The sequence below is a fragment of the Mitsuaria sp. PDC51 genome (assembly GCF_900113225.1).
GTDB lineage: Bacteria > Pseudomonadota > Gammaproteobacteria > Burkholderiales > Burkholderiaceae_C > Roseateles.
The window spans coordinates 1,728,857-1,748,756 of record NZ_FOZE01000002.1; the positions used below are offsets into that span (position 1 = coordinate 1,728,857).

18 protein-coding genes are annotated in these 19,900 nt (G+C 65.8%); 15 read left to right on the top strand and 3 right to left on the bottom strand.

The annotated features are described in order from the left end of the window. The first annotated feature begins 206 nt into the window (after positions 1-206). The 10 genes from sucC to BM393_RS19040 all read left to right on the top strand — a co-directional run bounded on the left by sucC (position 207) and on the right by BM393_RS19040 (position 10,242). Positions 207-1,367 carry an ADP-forming succinate--CoA ligase subunit beta gene (gene sucC / locus BM393_RS18995; protein WP_091730289.1) on the top strand — a complete coding sequence of 387 codons (1,161 nt, stop codon included), beginning with the start codon at positions 207-209 and terminating at the stop codon, positions 1,365-1,367. 27 nt (positions 1,368-1,394) lie between these two features. Next, positions 1,395-2,288, top strand: coding sequence for a succinate--CoA ligase subunit alpha (sucD, locus tag BM393_RS19000; protein ID WP_091730292.1), 894 nt, complete (start codon positions 1,395-1,397; stop codon positions 2,286-2,288). A gap of 193 nt (positions 2,289-2,481) precedes the next feature. Then, positions 2,482-3,213 (top strand): TerC family protein, encoded by a 732-nt coding sequence (locus BM393_RS19005; protein WP_091730296.1) that lies wholly within the window; start codon positions 2,482-2,484, stop codon positions 3,211-3,213. Positions 3,214-3,231: 18 nt separating this feature from the next. Further along, positions 3,232-4,302, top strand: a complete 1,071-nt coding sequence (locus BM393_RS19010) for a serine/threonine-protein kinase (RefSeq protein ID WP_091730299.1) — start codon at positions 3,232-3,234, stop codon at positions 4,300-4,302. Then, entirely contained in the window at positions 4,299-5,093 is a 795-nt protein-coding gene (locus BM393_RS19015) for a Stp1/IreP family PP2C-type Ser/Thr phosphatase (protein ID WP_091730304.1), read from the top strand. The genes BM393_RS19010 and BM393_RS19015 overlap by 4 nt, the downstream gene beginning before the upstream one ends. Before the next feature lie 39 nt (positions 5,094-5,132). Further along, the gene (locus tag BM393_RS19020; protein ID WP_091730306.1) at positions 5,133-5,789 is read left to right on the top strand and encodes an FHA domain-containing protein; all 657 of its coding nucleotides are present in this window, start codon (positions 5,133-5,135) and stop codon (positions 5,787-5,789) included. A gap of 244 nt (positions 5,790-6,033) precedes the next feature. Next, positions 6,034-6,816, top strand: coding sequence for an MBL fold metallo-hydrolase (locus tag BM393_RS19025; protein ID WP_091730310.1), 783 nt, complete (start codon positions 6,034-6,036; stop codon positions 6,814-6,816). A 269-nt stretch (positions 6,817-7,085) separates the two neighbouring features. Next, positions 7,086-7,511 (top strand): pilin, encoded by a 426-nt coding sequence (locus BM393_RS19030; protein ID WP_091730315.1) that lies wholly within the window; start codon positions 7,086-7,088, stop codon positions 7,509-7,511. Positions 7,512-7,609: 98 nt separating this feature from the next. After that, positions 7,610-8,371 (top strand): TfpX/TfpZ family type IV pilin accessory protein, encoded by a 762-nt coding sequence (gene tfpZ, locus BM393_RS19035; protein ID WP_091730319.1) that lies wholly within the window; start codon positions 7,610-7,612, stop codon positions 8,369-8,371. A 68-nt stretch (positions 8,372-8,439) separates the two neighbouring features. Continuing rightward, positions 8,440-10,242 (top strand): PglL family O-oligosaccharyltransferase, encoded by a 1,803-nt coding sequence (locus BM393_RS19040; RefSeq protein ID WP_091730324.1) that lies wholly within the window; start codon positions 8,440-8,442, stop codon positions 10,240-10,242. 28 nt (positions 10,243-10,270) lie between these two features. Here BM393_RS19040 and BM393_RS19045 read toward each other — a convergent pair whose 3' ends face one another. Then, a complete protein-coding gene (locus tag BM393_RS19045) occupies positions 10,271-11,836 on the bottom strand; it encodes a sulfatase-like hydrolase/transferase (RefSeq protein WP_175538415.1) in 1,566 nt (521 codons plus the stop codon). A gap of 38 nt (positions 11,837-11,874) precedes the next feature. After that, a complete protein-coding gene (moaC, locus tag BM393_RS19050) occupies positions 11,875-12,354 on the bottom strand; it encodes a cyclic pyranopterin monophosphate synthase MoaC (protein ID WP_091731854.1) in 480 nt (159 codons plus the stop codon). A gap of 61 nt (positions 12,355-12,415) precedes the next feature. Between moaC and BM393_RS19055 the strand changes: the two genes are divergently transcribed. Beyond that, positions 12,416-13,987 carry a M48 family metalloprotease gene (locus BM393_RS19055; protein ID WP_175538416.1) on the top strand — a complete coding sequence of 524 codons (1,572 nt, stop codon included), beginning with the start codon at positions 12,416-12,418 and terminating at the stop codon, positions 13,985-13,987. Between the two features lie 87 nt (positions 13,988-14,074). Here the strand turns inward: BM393_RS19055 and BM393_RS19060 are convergent, their stop codons facing one another. Then, positions 14,075-14,431, bottom strand: coding sequence for a phage holin family protein (locus tag BM393_RS19060; RefSeq protein WP_091731857.1), 357 nt, complete (start codon positions 14,429-14,431; stop codon positions 14,075-14,077). 293 nt (positions 14,432-14,724) lie between these two features. Here BM393_RS19060 and BM393_RS19065 point away from each other — a divergent pair, with 293 nt between their 5' ends. From BM393_RS19065 to BM393_RS19080, 4 genes are all read left to right on the top strand, one after another. Next, entirely contained in the window at positions 14,725-15,714 is a 990-nt protein-coding gene (locus tag BM393_RS19065; RefSeq protein ID WP_091730334.1) for a TerC family protein, read from the top strand. A gap of 355 nt (positions 15,715-16,069) precedes the next feature. After that, entirely contained in the window at positions 16,070-18,343 is a 2,274-nt protein-coding gene (locus BM393_RS19070) for a catecholate siderophore receptor Fiu (protein ID WP_091730337.1), read from the top strand. 91 nt (positions 18,344-18,434) lie between these two features. Next, entirely contained in the window at positions 18,435-19,115 is a 681-nt protein-coding gene (locus BM393_RS19075) for a Fe2+-dependent dioxygenase (RefSeq protein WP_091730341.1), read from the top strand. Between the two features lie 18 nt (positions 19,116-19,133). Next, complete coding sequence (locus tag BM393_RS19080) at positions 19,134-19,811, top strand: PepSY-associated TM helix domain-containing protein (RefSeq protein WP_091730346.1); 678 nt, start codon at positions 19,134-19,136, stop codon at positions 19,809-19,811. Positions 19,812-19,900: the final 89 nt, after the last annotated feature.

Consider the following 19,900-nt stretch of genomic DNA (forward strand, 5'->3'; position numbering starts at 1 on the left):
TATGTCTTTCACCGCCTCCCCCGAGCGCCATCCGCCGCAACGTCGCCGAACCGTCGACGCGAGGTCCTATGGCCGCGACGACGGGATCCTTGTCGCGGAGGCCCGGCTGAATCCGGCGCTGCAAACCCCATCTCAACGCCGGCATCGCGGAGCGTCCGCGGCATCGGCGGCCTCTTCCTGATTCATCCATCAAGCGAGACCTCCCTATGAAGATTCACGAGTACCAGGGCAAGGAAATCCTGCGCCAGTTCGGCGTGCCGGTGCCGCGCGGCATTCCCGCGTTCACGGTGCAAGAAGCGGTCGAAGCCGCGCAGAAGCTGGGCGGCCCGGTCTGGGTGGTCAAGGCGCAGATCCACGCCGGCGGTCGCGGCAAGGGCGGCGGCGTCAAGCTGGGCAAGAGCCTGGACGACGTGAAGGCGCTGTCCGAGCAGATCCTGGGCATGCAGCTGGTCACGCACCAGACCGGCCCGGCCGGCCAGAAGGTCCGCCGCCTGTACATCGAGGAAGGCGCGGACATCAAGAATGAGCTGTACGTCTCGCTGGTGACCGACCGCGGCACCCAGAAGGTGGCCTTCATCGCGTCGAGCGAAGGCGGCATGGACATCGAGGAAGTCGCCCATTCGACCCCCGAGAAGATCATCACCGAGTACATCGACCCGCTGACCGGCATCACCGCCGAGCAGTCGAAGAAGATCGCCGCGGCCATCGGCCTGACCGGCGCTTCGGTGGACCAGGCCGTCGACCTGTTCGCCAAGCTCTACAAGTGCTACATGGACACCGACGCGTCGCTGGTGGAAATCAACCCGCTGAACTGCGACTCCAAGGGCAACCTGATCGCGCTGGACGCCAAGTTCAACTTCGACGCCAACGCGCTGTTCCGTCATCCGGAAATCGTCGCCTACCGCGACCTGGACGAAGAGGATCCGGCTGAGATCGAAGCCTCCAAGTTCGACCTGGCCTACATCTCGCTGGACGGCAACATCGGTTGCCTGGTGAACGGCGCCGGCCTGGCCATGGCCACGATGGACACCATCAAGCTGTTCGGCGGCGAGCCGGCCAACTTCCTGGACGTCGGCGGCGGCGCCACCGCCGAGAAGGTCACCGAGGCCTTCAAGATCATGCTGAAGAATCCCGAGGTGAAGGGCATCCTCGTCAACATCTTCGGCGGCATCATGAAGTGCGACACCATCGCCGAAGGCGTGATCACCGCCTGCAAGGCCGTCAACCTGAATGTGCCGCTGGTCGTCCGCATGAAGGGCACCAACGAGGAGCTGGGCAAGAAGATGCTGGCCGAGTCCGGCCTGCCCATCATCGCCGCCGACACCATGGCCGAAGCCGCGACCAAGATCGTCGCCGCCGTCAAGTAAGCCGCAGACCCAGCCAAGGAATACGACATGAGCATCTACATCAACAAGGACACCAAGGTCATCACCCAGGGCATCACGGGCAAGACCGGTCAGTTCCACACCCTGGGCTGCCAGGCCTACGCCAACGGCAAGAACGCGTTCGTCGCCGGCGTGAACCCGAAGAAGGCGGGCGAGAAGTTCTCGGACATCCCCATCTACGGCACCGTGAAGGAAGCTGCCGCCCAGACCGGCGCGACCGTCTCCGTGATCTACGTGCCGCCCGCGGGCGCCGCCGCCGCGATCTGGGAAGCTGTCGAGGCTGACCTGGACCTGGCGATCTGCATCACGGAAGGCATCCCCGTCCGCGACATGCTGGAAGTGCGCAACAAGATGAAGGCCAAGGAACTGGCTGGCGGCAAGAAGACGCTGCTGCTGGGCCCGAACTGCCCCGGCCTGATCACGCCCGACGAGATCAAGATCGGCATCATGCCCGGCCACATCCACCGCAAGGGCCGCATCGGCGTCGTCTCGCGCTCCGGCACGCTGACCTATGAAGCGGTCGCGCAGCTGACCGAGATCGGCCTGGGCCAGTCCTCGGCCGTCGGCATCGGCGGTGACCCGATCAATGGTCTGAAGCACATCGACGTGATGAAGGCCTTCAACGACGATCCCGACACCGACGCCGTGATCATGATCGGCGAGATCGGCGGCCCGGACGAGGCGGAAGCGGCTCGCTGGTGCAAGGCCAACATGAAGAAGCCGGTCGTCGGCTTCATCGCCGGCGTCACCGCCCCTCCCGGAAAGCGCATGGGCCACGCCGGCGCGCTGATCTCGGGCGGCGCCGACACGGCCGATGCCAAGCTGGCCATCATGGAAGAGTGCGGCTTCACCGTGACCCGCAACCCGTCCGAAATGGGCAAGCTGCTGAAGGGCCTGCTGTAAGCAGCAGGAAAAACCTGATGAGGAAGATCGTTGGTGCGTAATTTCACGCACTGCGATCCCAGGGGTAGGGCGGGGACAATCCGCGCGCACCCCCTGAACCAAGGAAGGGGCCCAGTGGGCCCCTTCTCTCGTTCATCCCTCCAACGCTTTAGACTGGGCCCTCGTTGCGCGAGGCCCGGCGCGGGTTCCCTCCATGGACATGTTCACCAGCCCCGAGTTCTGGCTCGCCGTCGGCCAGATCATCCTGATCGACATCCTGCTGGGTGGCGACAACGCCGTCGTCATCGCGCTTGCCTGCCGCAAGCTGCCGCCAAACCTTCGCACGAAGGGCATCATGTGGGGCACTGCCGGCGCGATCGTGCTGCGCGTCGTGCTGATCTTCTTCGCGCTCACGCTGCTCAAGCTGCCGTTCCTGAAGCTGGTCGGCGGCGCGCTGCTGCTGTGGATCGGCATCAAGCTGCTGATGCCGGAAGCGGAGGATGACCACTCGAAGATGGAAGCGAGCGACAAGCTCTGGGGTGCGGTGAAGACCGTCATCATCGCGGACTTCGTGATGAGCCTGGACAACGTCATCGCGATCGCCGGTGCCGCGGAAGGTGCGGGCTCCCATCACCAGATGCCGCTGGTGATCTTCGGTCTGCTGGTCTCGATCCCGATCATCGTCTGGGGCAGCCAGCTGGTGATCAAGCTGATGGACAAGTTCCCGATCGTGATCACGCTGGGCGCAATGTTGCTGGGCTGGATCGCCGGCACGATGCTGGTCACCGATCCGGCGCTGAACAGCTGGGTGCCGATGCAGCCGGGCGACAAGCCCGGGACCACGGAAGTGCTGCCACAGGTCTATTACGCGCTGGGCGTGGGTGGCGCACTGTTCGTGTTGATCGTCGGCAAGCTGCTGGCTGCGCGCAAGCCGGCCGAAGCCTGACGAAAGGCCCGCCATGCCATGAGCGCCTCCGGCTTCCTGAAGCGATTGCTGGGCCGGGGCGCGTCCGACGAGGACGGGCATGGCGCGCCTGACACCCTGCCCACGACACAGCCGATGCCGCGCGCGGCCGGCGTGGCGCTCGACGACTACGAGATCGGCGAGGAACTCGGTCGCGGGGCGATGGCGGTGGTCAACCGTGCGATCGACCGGCGCAGCGGCGGAACGGTCGCGATCAAGCGGCTGGCCTTGCAACGCGAATTCGCGCCCGAGGACCTGATCGACGTCCGCGACCGCTTCATGCGGGAAGCCAGCGCGGCGCGACACCTGGATCACCCCGACATCCTTCGCGTCCTGGACGCCGGCGAATGCGCCGGCGACACCTGGATCGCCATGGAGTACGTCGTCGGGCAGGATCTCAGCCACCACACGCGAGCGGGGCAGCTGCTGCCCCTGCGGGAGGTGCTGCTGCTCGGCGCCCGGCTGGCGCGGGCCCTGTCTTACGCCCATGGACACGGCGTCGTGCACCGCGACATCAAGCCGGCGAACGTGATGCTGGAGCGCGAGTCCGGCAGCGTGAAGATCATGGACTTCGGCATCGCGCGCGTCGCCGACGGCAGCCGCACGCGGACCGGCCTGGTGCTGGGTACGCCGTCCTACATGTCGCCGGAACAGCTGGCCGGCCTGCAGGTGGACGGGCGCAGCGACTTGTATTCGCTGGGTGCGATGCTGTTCCAGCTGCTCACCGGCCATCTGCCCCACCAGTCCGAGTCGATGGCCACGCTGATGCATCAGATCACCAACCAGCCGGCGCCGGACATCCGTCGCCTGCGTCCGGAGCTCCCGGAATCGCTGGCGCTGATCGTCGCTCTCGCGCTGGAGAAACGCCCCGAGCTGCGCTACCAGCGCGGTGACCTGATGGCTCAGGATCTGGAGGCGGTGTTGAGCCAGATTCCGGTCGAATTGGCCAATAGCACAGGCGCCACACCCCCCCCGCCAGCGGGACAGGCATTCGAGCGAACTTTGCGGCTACAGTCCCAGGGCGCAGTGCACAATCCCCTTCCCCCAGCCGATCCCGCCAGCAAGACATGACCCTGGAGTTCTTCAGCGCCACCGACACCGGACGCGTGCGCGACAACAATGAAGACTCGGTCGCCCTGGAGCCGGGCGTCGGGCTGGCGGTCCTCGCCGACGGCATGGGGGGCTACAACGCCGGGGAAGTCGCCAGCCAGATGCTGACGACCTTCATCAAGTCGGAACTGGGGCGCTGGCTGGCTGAGAGCGGGCAGCATGCGACCGACATCGATGTGCGGCGTGCGATGGACATCTGCGTCGACAACGCCAACCGGGCGATCTTCAACGCCGCCAACACGAATCCGCGTTATGCCGGCATGGGCACAACGTTGGTCCTGGCAGTCTTCAGAGAACAGAGCCTGCTGCTTGGACACGTCGGCGACTCGCGCGCCTACCGCTTGCGGGAAGGGCAACTCGTTCAGTTGACTCGTGACCATTCGTTGCTGCAGGAACAGATCGATGCAGGTCTACTGACGCCCGAGGAAGCCGTCTTCAGCAGCAACAAGAATCTGGTGACGCGGGCTGTGGGTGTCGAGGACACGGTGATGCTGGAAGTCCATCAGCATGAGCTGCTGCCGGGCGACCAGATCCTGCTGTGCAGCGATGGGCTGTCCGACATGGTCGATGACGCCAGCGTGGCACAGGTGTTGCAAAGCCACGAAGACCTGCCTGAGGCGGCGCAGGCGTTGGTCGACGCAGCCAATGACATGGGCGGCAAGGATAATATTGCGATCGTTCTGGTTCGCGCGGAAAGTCGCACCAAGCCATGGGCGTGGTGGCCATTCAGTCGTAACAATGGGCGCCGTTGAGGCGGCCCGCTACAAATAAGACAGGACTCGAGGTCAAGCATGGGCAAGCTGGTGGTGTCGCTCGACGGCGTGGTGATCAAGGAAGTGCAGGTCACCAAGGACAAGACCACGCTCGGCCGTCGGCCGTACAACGACATCGTCATCGACAACCTGGCGGTCAGCGGCGAGCACGCCGTGCTGCAGATGGTTGGCGCGGATGTCTTCATCGAGGATCTGAACTCGACCAACGGCACGTACATCAACGGCAAGGCGATCAAGAAGCAGCTGCTCTCGCACAGCGACGTGATCGAAGTCGGGAAGTACAAGATCAAGTATCTGGTAGAGGACAACGCCGATTACGAGAAGACGATGATCCTGCGCCCGGGCACGGCCCCGAGCAGCGGTTTTGGATTGCCGTCCTCGTTCGGAGGCCTGGGCCCGGCGCCGGTGTCGACCGCGCCTGCCGCCATCAAGGTGCTCAACGGGCCGGCCGCCGGCCGTGAGGTCACGCTGACCAAGGTGGTCACGACGGTCGGCAAGCCCGGCGTGCAGGTGGCGTCGATCACCAAGCGGCCCAGCGGTTATGTCTTCGCGCACGTGGAGGGGGGCGCCAGACCGGTGGTCAACGGCGCGCCTCTGACCGCCGAGTCGGTCCCGCTGAAGAACGGTGACGTGATCGAGCTGGCCGGCACGCAGATGCAATTCGTGCAGGTCTGACGCTTCGCTCCGCAGATCCGGTCAAAGGGGCTCGCGAGCCCCTTTTTCACGGCCGTTTTGGCCAACTTGGGCGTTGGATCGTCGCCAATCCTGTATCCAGATGATTCAGCGCTGTCGGTCGATCACCGACACGCGTGCAGGTTTTCACGGCACACCCGCGGCGTCACGTAAACGACGGCAATAAGTCCCCGATTCGCGGATTCGGCGCTTAGCGCGGCGCAAGGCTGCCTCTACAGTCCCCGGCATGAAGATTCGCGTGCTCGGTTGCGCCGGCGCCCTGGCGGCCGGCTACAGGACCACCTCCTTCCTGCTGGACGACGATGTGCTCATCGACGCCGGCAGCGGCGTGGCCGAGCTCACCGTGGAGGCGATGGCCAAGGTCGACCACATCCTGGTCACGCATTCGCATCTCGACCACGTCCTGGCGATCGGCCTGCTGGCTGACACCGTCCAACGCCGACGCGCACAGGCGGGCCGCCCGCCAGTGAAGGTCCATGCGCTCCGGGAAACGCTGGAAGCCCTTCGAGCCCACGTGTTCAACGGCGTGATCTGGCCGGACTTCACCCGCCTGCCGTCATCGGATCGGCCCGCGTTGACCTTCCATGAGTTTGCCGTGGGCGATCGGTTGGATCTCGGCGATGGTCGCCGCATCGAGGTGCTTAGCGCTGCGCATACGGTCCCCGCGGTGGGTTTTGCCGTGGATGGCGGCGCGTCCGGTCACTGGGTTTTCACCGGAGACACAGGCCCGAATCCGGCGCTCTGGCAGCGGCTGTCGGAGATCAAGGTCGCGCATCTCATCATCGAATGCGCGTTTGGCGACGACGAATGTGGGCTCGCCGGCATCAGCAAGCACCTCTGCCCGACCACGCTGCGGGACGAACTCGCGAAGCTCGGCGGCTCGATTGACGTACATATCACCCACATCAAGCCCGGTGAACGGGACGCGGTGATGGAGGCAGTCATGGCGCTTCGTACGACGCATCGCTTGTCTGCCCTGGAGAACTTCCAGGAGTTCTCGCTGACCTGAAGTTGGCTCCCCTCTCGCCCCCGCCGCCCGCACCGATCTTCGCTGCGGGCGGCTTCGTTTCGGGTGGTCGCGTACCTTGGCCGACAAACTTTGGCAGCACCTCGGCGACTGACAAATCGTGGCAGGGCGGCTGACAAAAATGGTCACTTGAAGTCAGGTCGCCGCCGACAGGCTGTGAAGTGGGTCACGGAACGGAGAAGGAATGCGGCTGGCACGGCCCCTGCGTTCATGGAGGTCGTCTCTACCCCTAATCTCTCTTTGGAGTGTTTATGAAGCGCGTTCAACAAGGTTTCACCCTGATCGAACTGATGATCGTCGTGGCGATCATCGGCATTCTGGCTGCCGTGGCTCTGCCGGCCTATCGTGATTACATCATCAAGACGAAGGTCTCCGAAGTGATGACGGCCGCCACCCAGCCGAAGGCCGCGATTCAGGAGTTCTACACCGTCAAGGCGGCGATGCCGGACGTCGCTGATGTGCCGACCGACAACATCAAGAGCGTGTACGTGAAGAGCGTGGTTTGGGACAAGACTGCTCAGACCCTGACGGCCACGGCTCAGGCCATCGATTCCACGAAGATCGACGGCAAGAAGATTGTCCTGACTGGCAAGGTCACTGCTGGCAACGAGTCGATCGACTGGACCTGCTCGTCGCCCGATATCGACAAGAAGTACCTGGCTGCTTCCTGCAAGTAAGCGGTTTCCTTTCTGTATATTCAGATGGGGCTTCGGCCCCATCTGTCATTTCCGGCACGCACGCCACAATCGTGCCATTGCATCTACCTTCGCGGCCCATGACGCGCACACTTCGCGGACGCCTCAAGGCGTCCTCGCTGCACTTATTGTTCACGTTGATCGTGGCTGCCTCCGTAGCCGCCATCGTGTTTCTGCTTTGGTATCCCTGGCCATACGACGAGGTATCAGGCGGCTTCGGCCTCTTCGTGCTGATCGTTGGCGTAGATATGGTGCTGGGACCCACGATCACGCTCGTCGTTTTCGACGTCCGCAAGCCGCGCAAGGAGTTGTGGCGAGACATGTCCGTGATCGTCGGGATGCAATTGGCCGGACTGGCCTACGGTGCGCACACGATGTATGTCGCGCGTCCGGTCGTGCTTGCGCTTGAGGACGACCGCTTTCGCGCGGTGATTGCCGCCAGCGTGGTCGAGCAAGAACTGCCGGAAGCGCCTGAATCCTTGCGTTCACTATCGATCACAGGTCCGCGGCTTGTGAATACGCGGGCCGTAACGAAGGAAGAGAAGATGGATGCCATCTTCGCGGCCTTCGGCGGCGCTGATCTCGGGATGCGCCCGAGCTTCTGGCAGGAGTGGGGTGCCCCAGGCCGCGCGCAGGCTTTGAAGGTCGGCAAGCCGCTGGCGGAACTGCTGGGCCGGCGGCAAGCGCAGTCGGAAGTCATCCATGCGGCGGTCAACAAGACCGGCAAGCCGATTGAACAATTGATCTACATCCCACTTCTGGCGCGTCGTACGGACTGGTCCGTGCTGTTGGATAAGTCGACCGGCGACCCAGTCGGCTTTGTCGCCGTCGACGGGTTCTGAACGCGATGACCGATCCGGCGGCGCAAGGGCGTTAGAGTTCCGCCCTGTCCCCACGACCCGGACCGTTCATGACGCTAGCCGTGACGGCGCCTGCCGCCGATCTCTCCGTCTCTGCCTCTGCGCCGCATCGCCAGATCCTCGCGTTGATCGGACTTCTGCTTGGCGTCACCCTGGCGCCGCTCGTCGCGTACAACCAGACCCCGTCGGCGACGCTCTATAACCAGCTGCTCGCGTTCGCGGGAATGGGCTTGGCCGTCGCTGGCTTGGCCTGGAGCGGCTCGCTGCGGGCGGGTTGGCGCGTCGATGGCGTGTCGCTCGGTCTGCTGCTCATGACAGTCGTCGCCCTGGCGGCGCCGTCGACGAACGGCCTTCCGTGGTCGATGGCGCTGACCAGTGCGGCGATGCTGCTTGGCGCGCTGCTCGCCGTGCAGACGGGACGGGCGATCACGCCCGAACATCGCGACGACCTGCTTACCGCTTTCTGCGTCGCCCTCGTGGGTGCGGGTCTGCTGAGCGTGATCGTCAGTGTCGTGCAGATGTTCTTCCCCACCCTGGCCGACGGCACCTTCATCGCCCGCTCCGGGCTGATTGGCCGCGCAGTCGGCAACATGCGTCAGCCCAACCACCTCGCCAGCCTGTTGATGTGGGCTTGCGTTGCTTCGGTGTGGCTCGCGCAGGGTGGGTGGCTCGCGCGCCGCCTTGGCAGGGCGTTGTTGGGCACCCTCGCGCTGTACCTGCTGCTGTTTCTCTTCGTGTTCTGCGTGCTGCTCAGCGCCTCGCGCACCGGAATGATCGGCGTTGGGCTGCTGGCGCTCTGGGGCGCCGTGGATGGACGTCTGGCGCCGCGGATCCGCATCGCGCTGGGTGCCACGCTCGTGATGTTCGCCATCAGTTGGGGGCTGCTCGAGTGGTACACGGCCGTCAGTCATCACGCGTTCGGCGCGCAGTCCCGCGTGTCCGATGAAGGCGCCGGGTCCCCGACGCGTCTGGCGATCCTGAAGAACGCGATCGGCCTGCTGCGGCGGTATCCGCTGACCGGCGCCGGATGGGGCGATTTCAACTTCGCCTGGACCTTGACGCCGTTTCCAGATCGGCCCGTCGCGTTCTTCGATCACACCCACAACCTCGAGATGCAGTTGCTCGTGGAGATGGGTCTGCCGCTGGGTCTGTTGACGCTGGGCCTGCTCGGTTGGGGGCTGTGGAGCGGCTTCGCGCGTGCCGTGCGTGGCACTGCGGCGACGCGTTGCGCCGCGATGCTGGTCGCGATGATCGGCTTGCACAGCCAGTTCGAATACCCGCTCTGGTATGCCTACTTCCTGCTCCCAGCGGCGCTGGCGTTCGGCTTGAGCCTGGCGGAATCCGCGCCGGACGGGACCACGCGCAAGCCTGGCGCGCCATCCCTCGGGAAGCGCCGGCCGCTGCTGACGCTGCTGGGTCTCGCGATCGCGGCGGTGATGCCTCTGGTCATCGCGGACTACCTGCGCATCGTCCATATCTACGCGCCGCCCGCAGGGGCCTCTGCGCTGGAGGATCGCATCGCCGCGGGCCAGCGCTCGCCGCTGTTCTCCCTGCAAGCCGACTATGCCGAAGCGACCGTGCTGCCTCCGGGTGAACTGGCGCTGGACGCCGCCCAGCGCACAGGCCATCACCTGATCGACATCCGTTTGCTGATGGCCTGGGCGAAGTCGCTCAATGCCGTAGGTGAGACGGACAAGGCCCGCTATCTCGTCGAGCGCCTGCGCGAGTTCCACAACAGCGCCAGCGACGAATGGCTTGCCGAATGTGAGGAAGTGATATCGCTTGGCGCCGCGGCCAAGCCCTTCCAGTGCGAGCCGCCACAGCGCGAGTACGGCTTCCGCGAACTGCGCTGACGATCCAAGCCACCGCTTGCTTGGTCAGTCAGCGAGCTTCTTCCACAAGTTGGTCCCAGGTGGCTGTTTTGCCCAGACTGCGCTGGACGACACGTGACCGTTCTGCCGGAACCTCGGTCGAGGTCAGATCGAAGACACCTCTGCGACCGTCTTGATAGCGGATGCCAGCAGCGCCAAGCAGCGTCGGCACCAAATCGGCGTGCATCAATGGCGCGGTCAGATTGGCTTTCAGATGCCGCCAAGCTTCTGGATGGGCCTTTCGCCAAGCGGCGTTTGCCCAGAAGATTGCTGGTACCTGAACGTCCCAACGCGTCGGGTGGCGCATCGCGTGGCCGTAGATCTGACGGTGATCGTCGAGAAGAGCCTCTCCATGATCGGGCGAGTAAATCAGAAAGACGGCACCGGGTTCGCGTTCCAGCCTTGCGATCACTCCTCCTAGAAAGCTCATCGATGTGGAGACGGCGTTGCCGTAGACAGCCTTCCAGTCCGCAAGCGTGTCGGCTGTGGGCAGATTGCCCAGCCGCGCGCACGCATTTGTGAACGGTTGTGCGACATGCTGCGAGATCCGATCGCAGTAAGGCGAGTGCGCATCCTGTGTATGGAGGACGATTGCTCTTCGCGGATGTGGGTCGGCGAGCATTACGTCGAAGGGAGCGTTCAAGACATCCGCATCGAGGCCCGGGGCCGAGACCGCCTGGACGGTCTGCGCGTCTGGCCAGGCAATCGTTGCGTCCTGCGACGCCAGCCAATAGGTATGAAAGCCGACGCGCTCGAACGCCTTCAGGAATGTGGCATCTGCAGGCACTCGGCGCTGAAGGCCAGGAAGGTCGCGTGACACCATCAAGGGGACCGACGTGTGAGTGGCGTCCGAGCCCGCAGTCACGTTGCAAGCCACAAGCGCGTCAGAGGTCATCCTCGGCATCGCGGCCGGCGCTCCGCATTCGCGCAAGGCATCGGCGCGCACGCTCTCACCGATCACCAGGACAAAGGTCTCGCGCGTCACCTCACCAGCCACAGGTACGCGCGTGGCGCGCCAATCCTCGCCGGCCGGACGGGGGTTGCTGAGCGAGTTTTCAGGGAACAGGAGGCTGTCCAGAGCGCTCGATCCCGAGGCGCTCGCAACGGCGACAGCCACGGCATTCAAGGGCCACGCTCTGAGCCACAGCAGGCCGGGAATCCAAAGTGCCAAACCGCAGCCCAATGCGAGCAGGATCGCCGCGGAGCGACGCCGGGCAAGAGGCGGGGGGCTTGTGTCGACGCGGGCGGACAGGTGAGCAAGCACACCAAGCGCGACTGCCAGCCCACTGGCAGGAAGCAGGTATGGCGCGAGAGCAGACTCGATCTGCGTTGAAGGAAAGGTGCGGAGCATCAGTGCCAGCTCCAGCACGTCTACGTTGCGTAGCAAGGAAGATGTTGTGGCTACGATGCCCAACCACTGAAATGGCAGGCTGGCCCAGTAGAACGCCGTTGCAGGCAGCAGCAGGCGCGAGCCGCCAATGACCCACCCCGAGATGCACAGTAGCGAGTAGGGCGCGAAGTCCCAGGCATTGACTGAGCTGTAAACCGTGAGAGCCGGAGCGAAGAGCAGCAGCAACCAGACCAGCGGTACGAGACGTGCAATTGTGCGAACAGTCATGGGGTTGCCCAGGACCCCGACTTCCCGCCGTGCTTCTCCAGCACTCGGATCTGCTCCATGACCATGCCTCGGTCCGCCGCCTTGCACATGTCGTAGACAGTCAGGAGCCCCACCTGCACGGCGGTCAGCGCCTCCATCTCGACGCCGGTACGCCCCAGCGTCTCGACCTGCGCGGTGCAGACCACCGCGTTCGCCGCCTCATCGAGTTCGAACTCGACAGCCACCCGCGTGATCGGCAGCGGATGGCACAGCGGGATCAGATCCGACGTCCGCTTCGCGGCCTGGATCGCGGCAATGCGCGCGACGCCGATCACATCGCCCTTCTTTGCGTTCCCATCGCGGATCAAAGCCAGCGTCGCCGGCTTCATCCGGATGCGCCCCGCCGCGCGCGCCACGCGGTGCGTGACATCCTTGCCGGAGACGTCCACCATGTGGGCTTGTCCGTCGGCGTCAAAATGGGTCAGAGGCGAGCTCATGGGCGCGGCAACAATCGCGAAACCGAAGAGGCGTCATCATAGTTCCCGCCCTGGAGATCCCTTGAAGCGACCGAACCCCATTCCCTTCAGCCGTCGTTGCCTGGCGGTGCTGCTCAGCGCGACGCTGCTTGGCCAGGGCGCCGCTGCGCAGGTGAACCTGCCCGCCCTGGGCGACTCGGTGTCCGCGGACGTCAGCATCGGCGCCGAGAAGAAACTCGGCGACCAGGTCATGCGGCAGATCCGGCCGGACCCCGACTACATCGACGATCCGCTGCTGCTCGAGTACGCGCAGAACACCTGGCAGCCGCTGGTGAACGCGGCGCGCCGGCTCGGCAACATCAGCGACGACACCAGCGACCGTTTCGCCTGGGAACTCTTCCTGGTGCGCGACCGCTCGGTGAACGCGTTCGCGCTGCCCGGCGGCTACGTGGGCGTACACCTCGGGCTGATCGCCATGACGGGGGCGCGTGACGAATTGGCCTCGGTGCTGGGGCACGAGTTGTCGCACGTCACGCAGCGGCACATCGCGCGGAGCATCGTCGGCGATGCCCGGACCAGTGCGCTCGCGACGGTGGGGCTCTTGCTGGGCATCCTCGCCGCCGCGAAGAGCCGCAGCGTCGACGGCGCCCAGGCCGCGATCGTCACCAGCCAGGCGGCAGCGGCGCAAGCGCAACTGAACTTCTCGCGCGACATGGAGCGCGAGGCGGACCGGGTGGGCTTCCAGGTCATGACGCAGGCGGGCTACCAGCCCGCCGGCATGGCCAGCATGTTCGAGCGCATGGAGCAGGCTTATCACCTGATGGATTCGGGGGCTTATCCCTACCTGCGCAGTCACCCGCTGACCAGCGAGCGCATCGGCGAGGCGCGCGCGCGACTGGGCACGGCCGCGCAGACCAAGCTGGTCGGCACCTCGGAGCATGTCTTGATGGCCGCGCGCGCCCGTGTGCTGATGGACCAGCGCACCGATCCCTGGCGCGTGCTCCAGGGCCTGGACGCTGGCTCGAGAGCCGGCGAGAAGAACATCGATCAGCTCGCCGCGCGCTACACCAGCGCGCTGGCGTCGATCAAGCTGAGGGACTTCTCCCGCGCCGAGGCCACGCTGAAGACGGCCGACGCGCTGGCGGGCCTGCTCGGCGCCGACCCGGGCGCGAAGCGGCTGCTCGTCTACGCGCATGCTGAACTGGAGGTCGCCCGCGGCAGGCCGGACGCTGGTTTCGCGGCGCTGGAGCCGCTCAAGAACGAGCGCTCGCGCCCGATGCTGATGATCCGCGCGGATCTGGCGCAGGCGGACCCGCGGCCGGAAGTGAAGCGGGAAGCCGCCGAGGCGCTGCAGACCCACCTGGCGCTGCATGCGCAGGACGCGCTGGCCTGGCAGGAAAGCGGCACCTTGTGGCAGCAGCTCGGCCAACCGCTGCGCTCGCTGCGGGCTCAGGGCGAGAACCGCGCGGCACTCGGCGACATCACCGGCGCGATCGACCGCCTCGCGTCGGCGGAACGCCAGGGTCGCGCTCGTTCGGCGGACCAGTTCGAGGCGTCGGTGATCGACTCCCGGCTGCGCGATCTTCGTTATGAGCGCCGCCAGATGCTGATGGAGATGTATCCCCGCGGGGTGCCACCTGGCGCGGAGCCTTGAGCGCATCTCGCAGGCACCAGAACGAAGGCCGCTCGATGAGCGGCCTTTTTCATGTGGCGGAGGTGCCGTGGAGCCAGCGAGGTCGGCTCATTCGCTGTCGGGGAACAGCCGTTCGATCAGCACGTCGATCGCCATGCCGCACAGCGAGTAGATCAGCGAGCCGATCAGCGCCGCGCCGAATCCCGCGACGGTGAAGCCGTCCAGCACGGTGGCCGTGGCCCAGAAGAGCAGCGCGTTGATGACGAAGAGGAACAGGCCCAGCGTCAACAGCGTGACTGGCAGCGTCAGCAGCACCAGCACCGGTCGCAGGATCGTGTTGAACAAGCCCAGCACGAAGGCCGCGATCAGCGCCGTGCCGAAGCCCTTCACCTGGACGCCAGGGTAGAGATGCGCCACCAGCAGCAGCGCGGCCGCCAGAAGCAGCCAACGGGTCAGCGTTTTCATGCCGCTCAGCATACCGGCAGGCATCATCAGAAAAATACGAACTTGAAATCGCCAACAACACAAGATAATCCGAACCTTCCGAAAGGGGAGTAGCCACGCGGCCCAGGCCGCGGCAGACGCCCGTCAGTACGTTGCCTTGTTGGCAGCCGGGCTCTGCACCTGACACCGGACCGCCGTCACCGACGCGGCCTGGCGCCAGTCTTGCAAGACCTTTTGGCCGGACGGCGGTCGCTCGATCGTCGCGAGTGTCTTGGGGATCGGTACAGTCCGCCCCGTTCTTGCAAGGAGTCTTCATGAGCACGATCGTGCCCACCTGGTTGTGGGTGGTTTTCGTCGGCATCGTCGTGGTGTCGCTGTTCCTCGACTTCGTTGTCCTGCGCAAGCAGGGCGCGCACGAGGTGGGCGTCAAGGAAGCGATCAACTGGTCGCTGGTGTGGGTGGCGTTGAGCGTCGCCTTCATGGGCCTGCTGTGGTGGGCCGTCAAGGACGGCACCGGCGACACGGCGCTCGCCAACACCAAGGCGCTGGAGTTCATCACCGGCTATCTCATCGAGAAATCGCTGGCGGTCGACAACATCTTTGTCTTCCTGATGATCTTCACCTACTTCGCGGTGCCATCGGCCTACCAGAAGCGGGTGCTGATGATGGGCATCATCGGCGCCATCGTGCTGCGCACGGTGATGATCCTGGTCGGCGGCTGGCTGATCGCGCAATTCCACTGGATCCTCTATCTCTTCGGCGCCTTCCTGCTGATCACCGGCATCAAGATGTGGTGGGCGGCCGGCAAGGAACCGGACCTCGAGGACAACCCCGCGCTGAAGCTGCTGCGTCGTGTGCTGCCGGTCAGCAAGAACTTCGACGGCGAACGCTTCTTCACCGTCGAGAACGGCAAGCGCATCGCCACGCCGATGCTGCTGGTGATCGCGCTGGTGGGCATGACCGATGTGATCTTCGCGGTGGACTCGATCCCGGCGATCTTCGCGATCACCAGCGATCCCTTCATCGTGCTGAGCTCCAACATCTTCGCGATCCTCGGCTTGCGCGCGATGTACTTCCTGCTTGCGGCGATGGCGTCCAAGTTCCACCTCCTGAGCTATGGCCTGGCCGTCGTGCTGGTGTTCATCGGCGCCAAGATGATGCTGATCGACGTCATCAAGATCCCGGTGCTGCTCTCGCTGGGCGTGGTGGTGGCGATCCTCGCGATCACGATGATCTGGAGCCTGCGCACCGCGCCCAAGCTGCCCGAGCATCGCTCGAACGAGTCGCCGGACGCGCTGAACTGACGACCCGCTGACGGGCAGGGCGCTTCCCCGCCCGCCATCCCTCTCCGACCCGCGTGACGCGCCAGCGTCCCGCGGGTTTTTGCATTTCCGAGCAGATCCCGAGCAGGCCCAGGCGTCGCGCGTTCGCCACGCGGAAGCGCTATTCACCAGCAAATCTTTGACATGTACAAATGAGAATGCTTAGCATTTGCGGCCTTTGAGTCCAGAACCGGCCTCAATCACCCGCCACCGCCAGCCAGTCGCGATCAGGGAGGGGCCCGCCACCGTGCGCCGTGAAGCGTCGGGACGACGCCGCCAGCGCGCAGCCAGCCGAGCCGATTTCCATAAGAACTTCTCCCCCCGGAGCTCGATCCCCATGTCCCGCTACATCAAGAGCCGCAAGCACGCGGTGGCCCCGCTGGCCGCACTGGCCGCCTCCCTGACCCTCCCGCTGGCCCACGCCGCCGAAGCCACTGCCCCCGCCGACGCCGGCTCGACCGCCGCGTCCTCCTCCGCCGCGCCCTACCTGCCCCAGGTGAAGATCGAAGGCACCGCCCAGTCCGCCTACAAGGCCGACAAGAGCGCCTCCTCCAAGCTGACCCAGCCGCTGCTGGAGACGCCCAAGACGATCTCGGTGATCAAGAAGGAAGTGCTGCGCGAGCAGGGCGCCGTCTCGCTGATCGAAGCGCTGCAGAACACCCCCGGCATCACGATGCAGCTGGGCGAGAACGGCAACACCTCCGCCGGCGACACCTTCCAGATGCGCGGTTTCAGCGCCAGCACCTCGACCTTCGTCGACGGCATCCGTGACCTGGGCGCGGTGACCCGCGACGTGTTCAACGTCGAGCAGATCGAAGTGGTGAAGGGCCCGGCCGGTGCCGACACCGGCCGCGCCGCCAGCGCCGGCTACATCAACCTGATCACCAAGCTGCCGCAGATCGACGACTTCATCGATGGCTCGGTGACGATCGGCGACGCCAGCCGCAAGCGGGCCTCGGTCGACGTCAACCAGAAGATCTTCGACAACAGCGCCGTGCGCCTGAACGCGGTGTGGCAGGACTACGGCGTCCCCGGCCGCGACGAGGTCAAGCGCAAGAACTACGGCATCGCGCCCTCGATCGCGTTCGGCCTGAACACGCCGACCCGCTTCTTCCTGTACTCGCAGCACCTGCGCCAGAACAACCGCCCGGACGGCGGCGTGCCGACCATCGGCTGGCCCGGCTACACGGCGGTGTCGTCCGCGACGGTGACGCCGGCCCAGGCCGCCGCGCTGATGGCCGCGCCCAAGGTCGACCGCAAGAATTTCTACGGCAGCGTCCACGACTACGAGGACGTCAAGGCCGACATGGTCACCGCCAAGCTCGAGATGGACATCGGCAACCAGATGACGGTGCGCAACGTCTCGCGCTACGGCCGCACCTACATGGACCGCCTGGTCACCGGCATCAACTCGATCGTCGCGGTCGATCCGGCCGACCGCAGCACCTGGACGATCAGCCGCTCGCGCCAGCGCGTCAACCAGACCAACGAGATCCTGGCCAACCAGACCAGCCTCAACACCACGCTGGCCACCGGCGGCCTCAAGCATGACCTGTCCACCGGCATCGAGCTGATGTACGAGAGCCAGGACAACCGCGGCTACACCGCCGTGGTCCCGGCCGGCACCAACGTCGCCAACCTGTACAACCCGAACCCGAACGTCGACCTGGGCGGCTCGGTGCGCAATGCCGCCGCCGACACCTCGGGCAGCACGACCACCACCGCGATCTACGCGCTGGACACGATCTCGGTCACCGACGCGCTGAAGCTCACCGCCGGCCTGCGCACCGAGCACTACAAGGTCAAGTACAGCAGCGCCGCCACCGGCGCGCTGGACACCGGCAAGTGGGTGACCAGCTGGAACGTCGCCGCGCTGTACAAGCTGTCCGAGAACGGCACGGTCTACGCCGCCGCCGCCAACTCGCTGACGCCGCCGGGGGGCGCCAATTCGACGCTGGCCGCCTCGGGCCAGAACGCCACCGCCGCCGACGCGCAGGAGACCAAGAACTACGAGGTCGGCACGAAGTGGGACCTGCTGCACAAGCGCCTGAACCTGACGGCCGCGCTGTACCGCAGCGAGAACGACGGCCAGGTCAGCGTCGACGCGGTGACCAACGTTGCCACGCAGAGCGGCAAGACCCGCGTCCAGGGCATCGAGCTGGCGGCCGTCGGCCAGATCACCAACTTCTGGCAGATCACCGCCGGCTTCCAGACCATGGACGCCAAGGCGCTGAGCCTGCGCAGCTTCAACTCGACCACCGGCGTGCAGACCACCACCGATGGCGTGCGCTGGACGCCGAAGTGGTCGGCCACGCTGTGGAACTCGTACCAGTGGAACGACTTCACCATCGGTGGCGGCGTGCGCCACACGGCCGAGCAGAAGCGCATCGTCACCGTCAATGCCGCGCCGGCCAACGGCCTGGCGGCGCTGCCGGCCTTCACCGTCGTGGACGTGATGGGCGCCTACCGCGTCAACAAGAACCTCAGCCTGCAGCTGAACGTCACCAACCTGTTCGACAAGGAATACATGTCCTCGCTGAACAACGGCGGCAGCCGTCTGGTGCTGGGCGCTCCGCGTGCGGTGACGTTGATGGCCAACATCGGCTTCTGAGCCGATTGAGGTAGCGTACGCGCGGCCCGTTCCCGTTCTGGCGGGGGCGGGCCGTTCGTCCGTCCCGCCCCCGAACCGAATCGATCCGGACATGTTGCTTCACATCCCCGAAGTGCTCAGCAAGCAGGACGTGCGCGAGATGCGCAAGCTCCTGGATGCCGCCGACTGGACCGACGGCCGCGCGACCGTGGGCGAGCAGGGCGCGAAGGTCAAGCAGAACCGCCAGCTGCCGGTGGACCATCCGGTCGCGCGCGAGATCGGCGCCCACATCCGCCAGGTGCTGGCGCGGCATCCGCTGTTCATCTCGGCCGCGCTGCCGCTGCGCACCCTGGCGCCGCTGTTCAACCGCTACGAGGGCGGCGAGCAGTACGGCTTCCACATCGACGGCGCGATCATGCGCCAGCAGGGCACCGACCAGCCGCTGCGCAGCGACGTGTCCTCGACGCTCTTCCTCAGCGAGCCCGACGAGTACGAGGGCGGCGAGCTGGAGGTCGTCGACACCTATGGCACCCACGAGGTCAAGCTGCCCGCGGGCGACCTGATCGTCTATGCCAGCACCAGCCTGCATCGCGTCACGCCGGTGACGCGCGGCGCGCGCGTGTGCTCCTTCTTCTGGACGCAGAGCCTGGTCCGCCAGGACTGGCAGCGGGCGATGCTGTTCGAGCTCGACCAGACCGTCCAGAAGCTGCGCGCCCGGCTCGGCGACGACGCCGAGACGACCGCCCTCACCGGCCACTATCACAACCTGCTGCGGCTCTGGGCCGAGACCTGAGCGCGCGAGACCGTTCCGATGACGCCGGCCGACACTTCCCCCTCTTCCGCCGCCAAGCCCGGCAAGGGCCCCGCCGCGCGCGCGGCCTGGCTCAAGCAGCTGCACCAGTGGCACTGGATCAGCTCGGCGATCTGCCTGATCGGCATGATCCTGTTCGCCGTCACCGGCATCACGCTGAACCACGCCGCCGACATCGAGTCCAAGCCGGCGATCGTCGGCAAGACGGCGCAGCTGCCCGCCGAGCTCGCCGCGACGCTCAAGCCGCGCTCGGTCGACGAGGCCAGCGAGGCCGACCGCAAGGCCGCCGTACCCGCGCCCGTGCGCGCCTGGCTGGCGAAGGAACTCGGCCGGCCCATCGATGCCCGCGAGGCCGAATGGAACCGCGACGAGGTCTACCTCGCGATGCCGCGCCCCGGCGGTGACGCCTGGGTCCGCATCGCGCGGGACAGCGGCGAGGTCGAGTACGAGGACACCGACCGCGGCTGGATCTCCTACTTCAACGACCTGCACAAGGGCCGCCATGCCGGCGTGGCCTGGAGCTGGTTCATCGACCTCTTCGCCGTCGCCTGCCTGCTGTTCTCCGTCACCGGCCTGCTGATCCTGAAGTTCCATGCGGTCAGCCGGCCCAGCACCTGGCCGCTGGTCGGCCTGGGCCTCGTCATTCCCGCGCTGCTGGCGCTGCTGCTGATCCACTGACCTGATCCCCACACGACCCCGACCGGCGCCCGCCCCGTCCTTCCCGCTGTCCTTCCCACCCTTCTTCCCGTTCCGAGCCATCGCCAGGA

Excerpts from the sequence above, each read along its gene's own strand:
- BM393_RS19005 (WP_091730296.1), top strand. The coding sequence starts at position 2,482 with ATGGACATGTTCACCAGCCCCGAGTTCTGGCTCGCCGTCGGCCAGATC.
- BM393_RS19020 (WP_091730306.1), top strand. The coding sequence starts at position 5,133 with ATGGGCAAGCTGGTGGTGTCGCTCGACGGCGTGGTGATCAAGGAAGTG.
- moaC (WP_091731854.1), bottom strand. The coding sequence starts at position 12,354 with ATGAGCTCGCCTCTGACCCATTTTGACGCCGACGGACAAGCCCACATG.
- BM393_RS19015 (WP_091730304.1), top strand. The coding sequence starts at position 4,299 with ATGACCCTGGAGTTCTTCAGCGCCACCGACACCGGACGCGTGCGCGAC.
- BM393_RS19040 (WP_091730324.1), top strand. The coding sequence starts at position 8,440 with ATGACGCTAGCCGTGACGGCGCCTGCCGCCGATCTCTCCGTCTCTGCC.
- BM393_RS19025 (WP_091730310.1), top strand. The coding sequence starts at position 6,034 with ATGAAGATTCGCGTGCTCGGTTGCGCCGGCGCCCTGGCGGCCGGCTAC.
- BM393_RS19065 (WP_091730334.1), top strand. The coding sequence starts at position 14,725 with ATGAGCACGATCGTGCCCACCTGGTTGTGGGTGGTTTTCGTCGGCATC.
- sucD (WP_091730292.1), top strand. The coding sequence starts at position 1,395 with ATGAGCATCTACATCAACAAGGACACCAAGGTCATCACCCAGGGCATC.
- BM393_RS19030 (WP_091730315.1), top strand. The coding sequence starts at position 7,086 with ATGAAGCGCGTTCAACAAGGTTTCACCCTGATCGAACTGATGATCGTC.
- BM393_RS19070 (WP_091730337.1), top strand. The coding sequence starts at position 16,070 with ATGTCCCGCTACATCAAGAGCCGCAAGCACGCGGTGGCCCCGCTGGCC.
- BM393_RS19075 (WP_091730341.1), top strand. The coding sequence starts at position 18,435 with ATGTTGCTTCACATCCCCGAAGTGCTCAGCAAGCAGGACGTGCGCGAG.
- BM393_RS19010 (WP_091730299.1), top strand. The coding sequence starts at position 3,232 with ATGAGCGCCTCCGGCTTCCTGAAGCGATTGCTGGGCCGGGGCGCGTCC.
- sucC (WP_091730289.1), top strand. The coding sequence starts at position 207 with ATGAAGATTCACGAGTACCAGGGCAAGGAAATCCTGCGCCAGTTCGGC.
- BM393_RS19060 (WP_091731857.1), bottom strand. The coding sequence starts at position 14,431 with ATGAAAACGCTGACCCGTTGGCTGCTTCTGGCGGCCGCGCTGCTGCTG.
- tfpZ (WP_091730319.1), top strand. The coding sequence starts at position 7,610 with ATGACGCGCACACTTCGCGGACGCCTCAAGGCGTCCTCGCTGCACTTA.
- BM393_RS19080 (WP_091730346.1), top strand. The coding sequence starts at position 19,134 with ATGACGCCGGCCGACACTTCCCCCTCTTCCGCCGCCAAGCCCGGCAAG.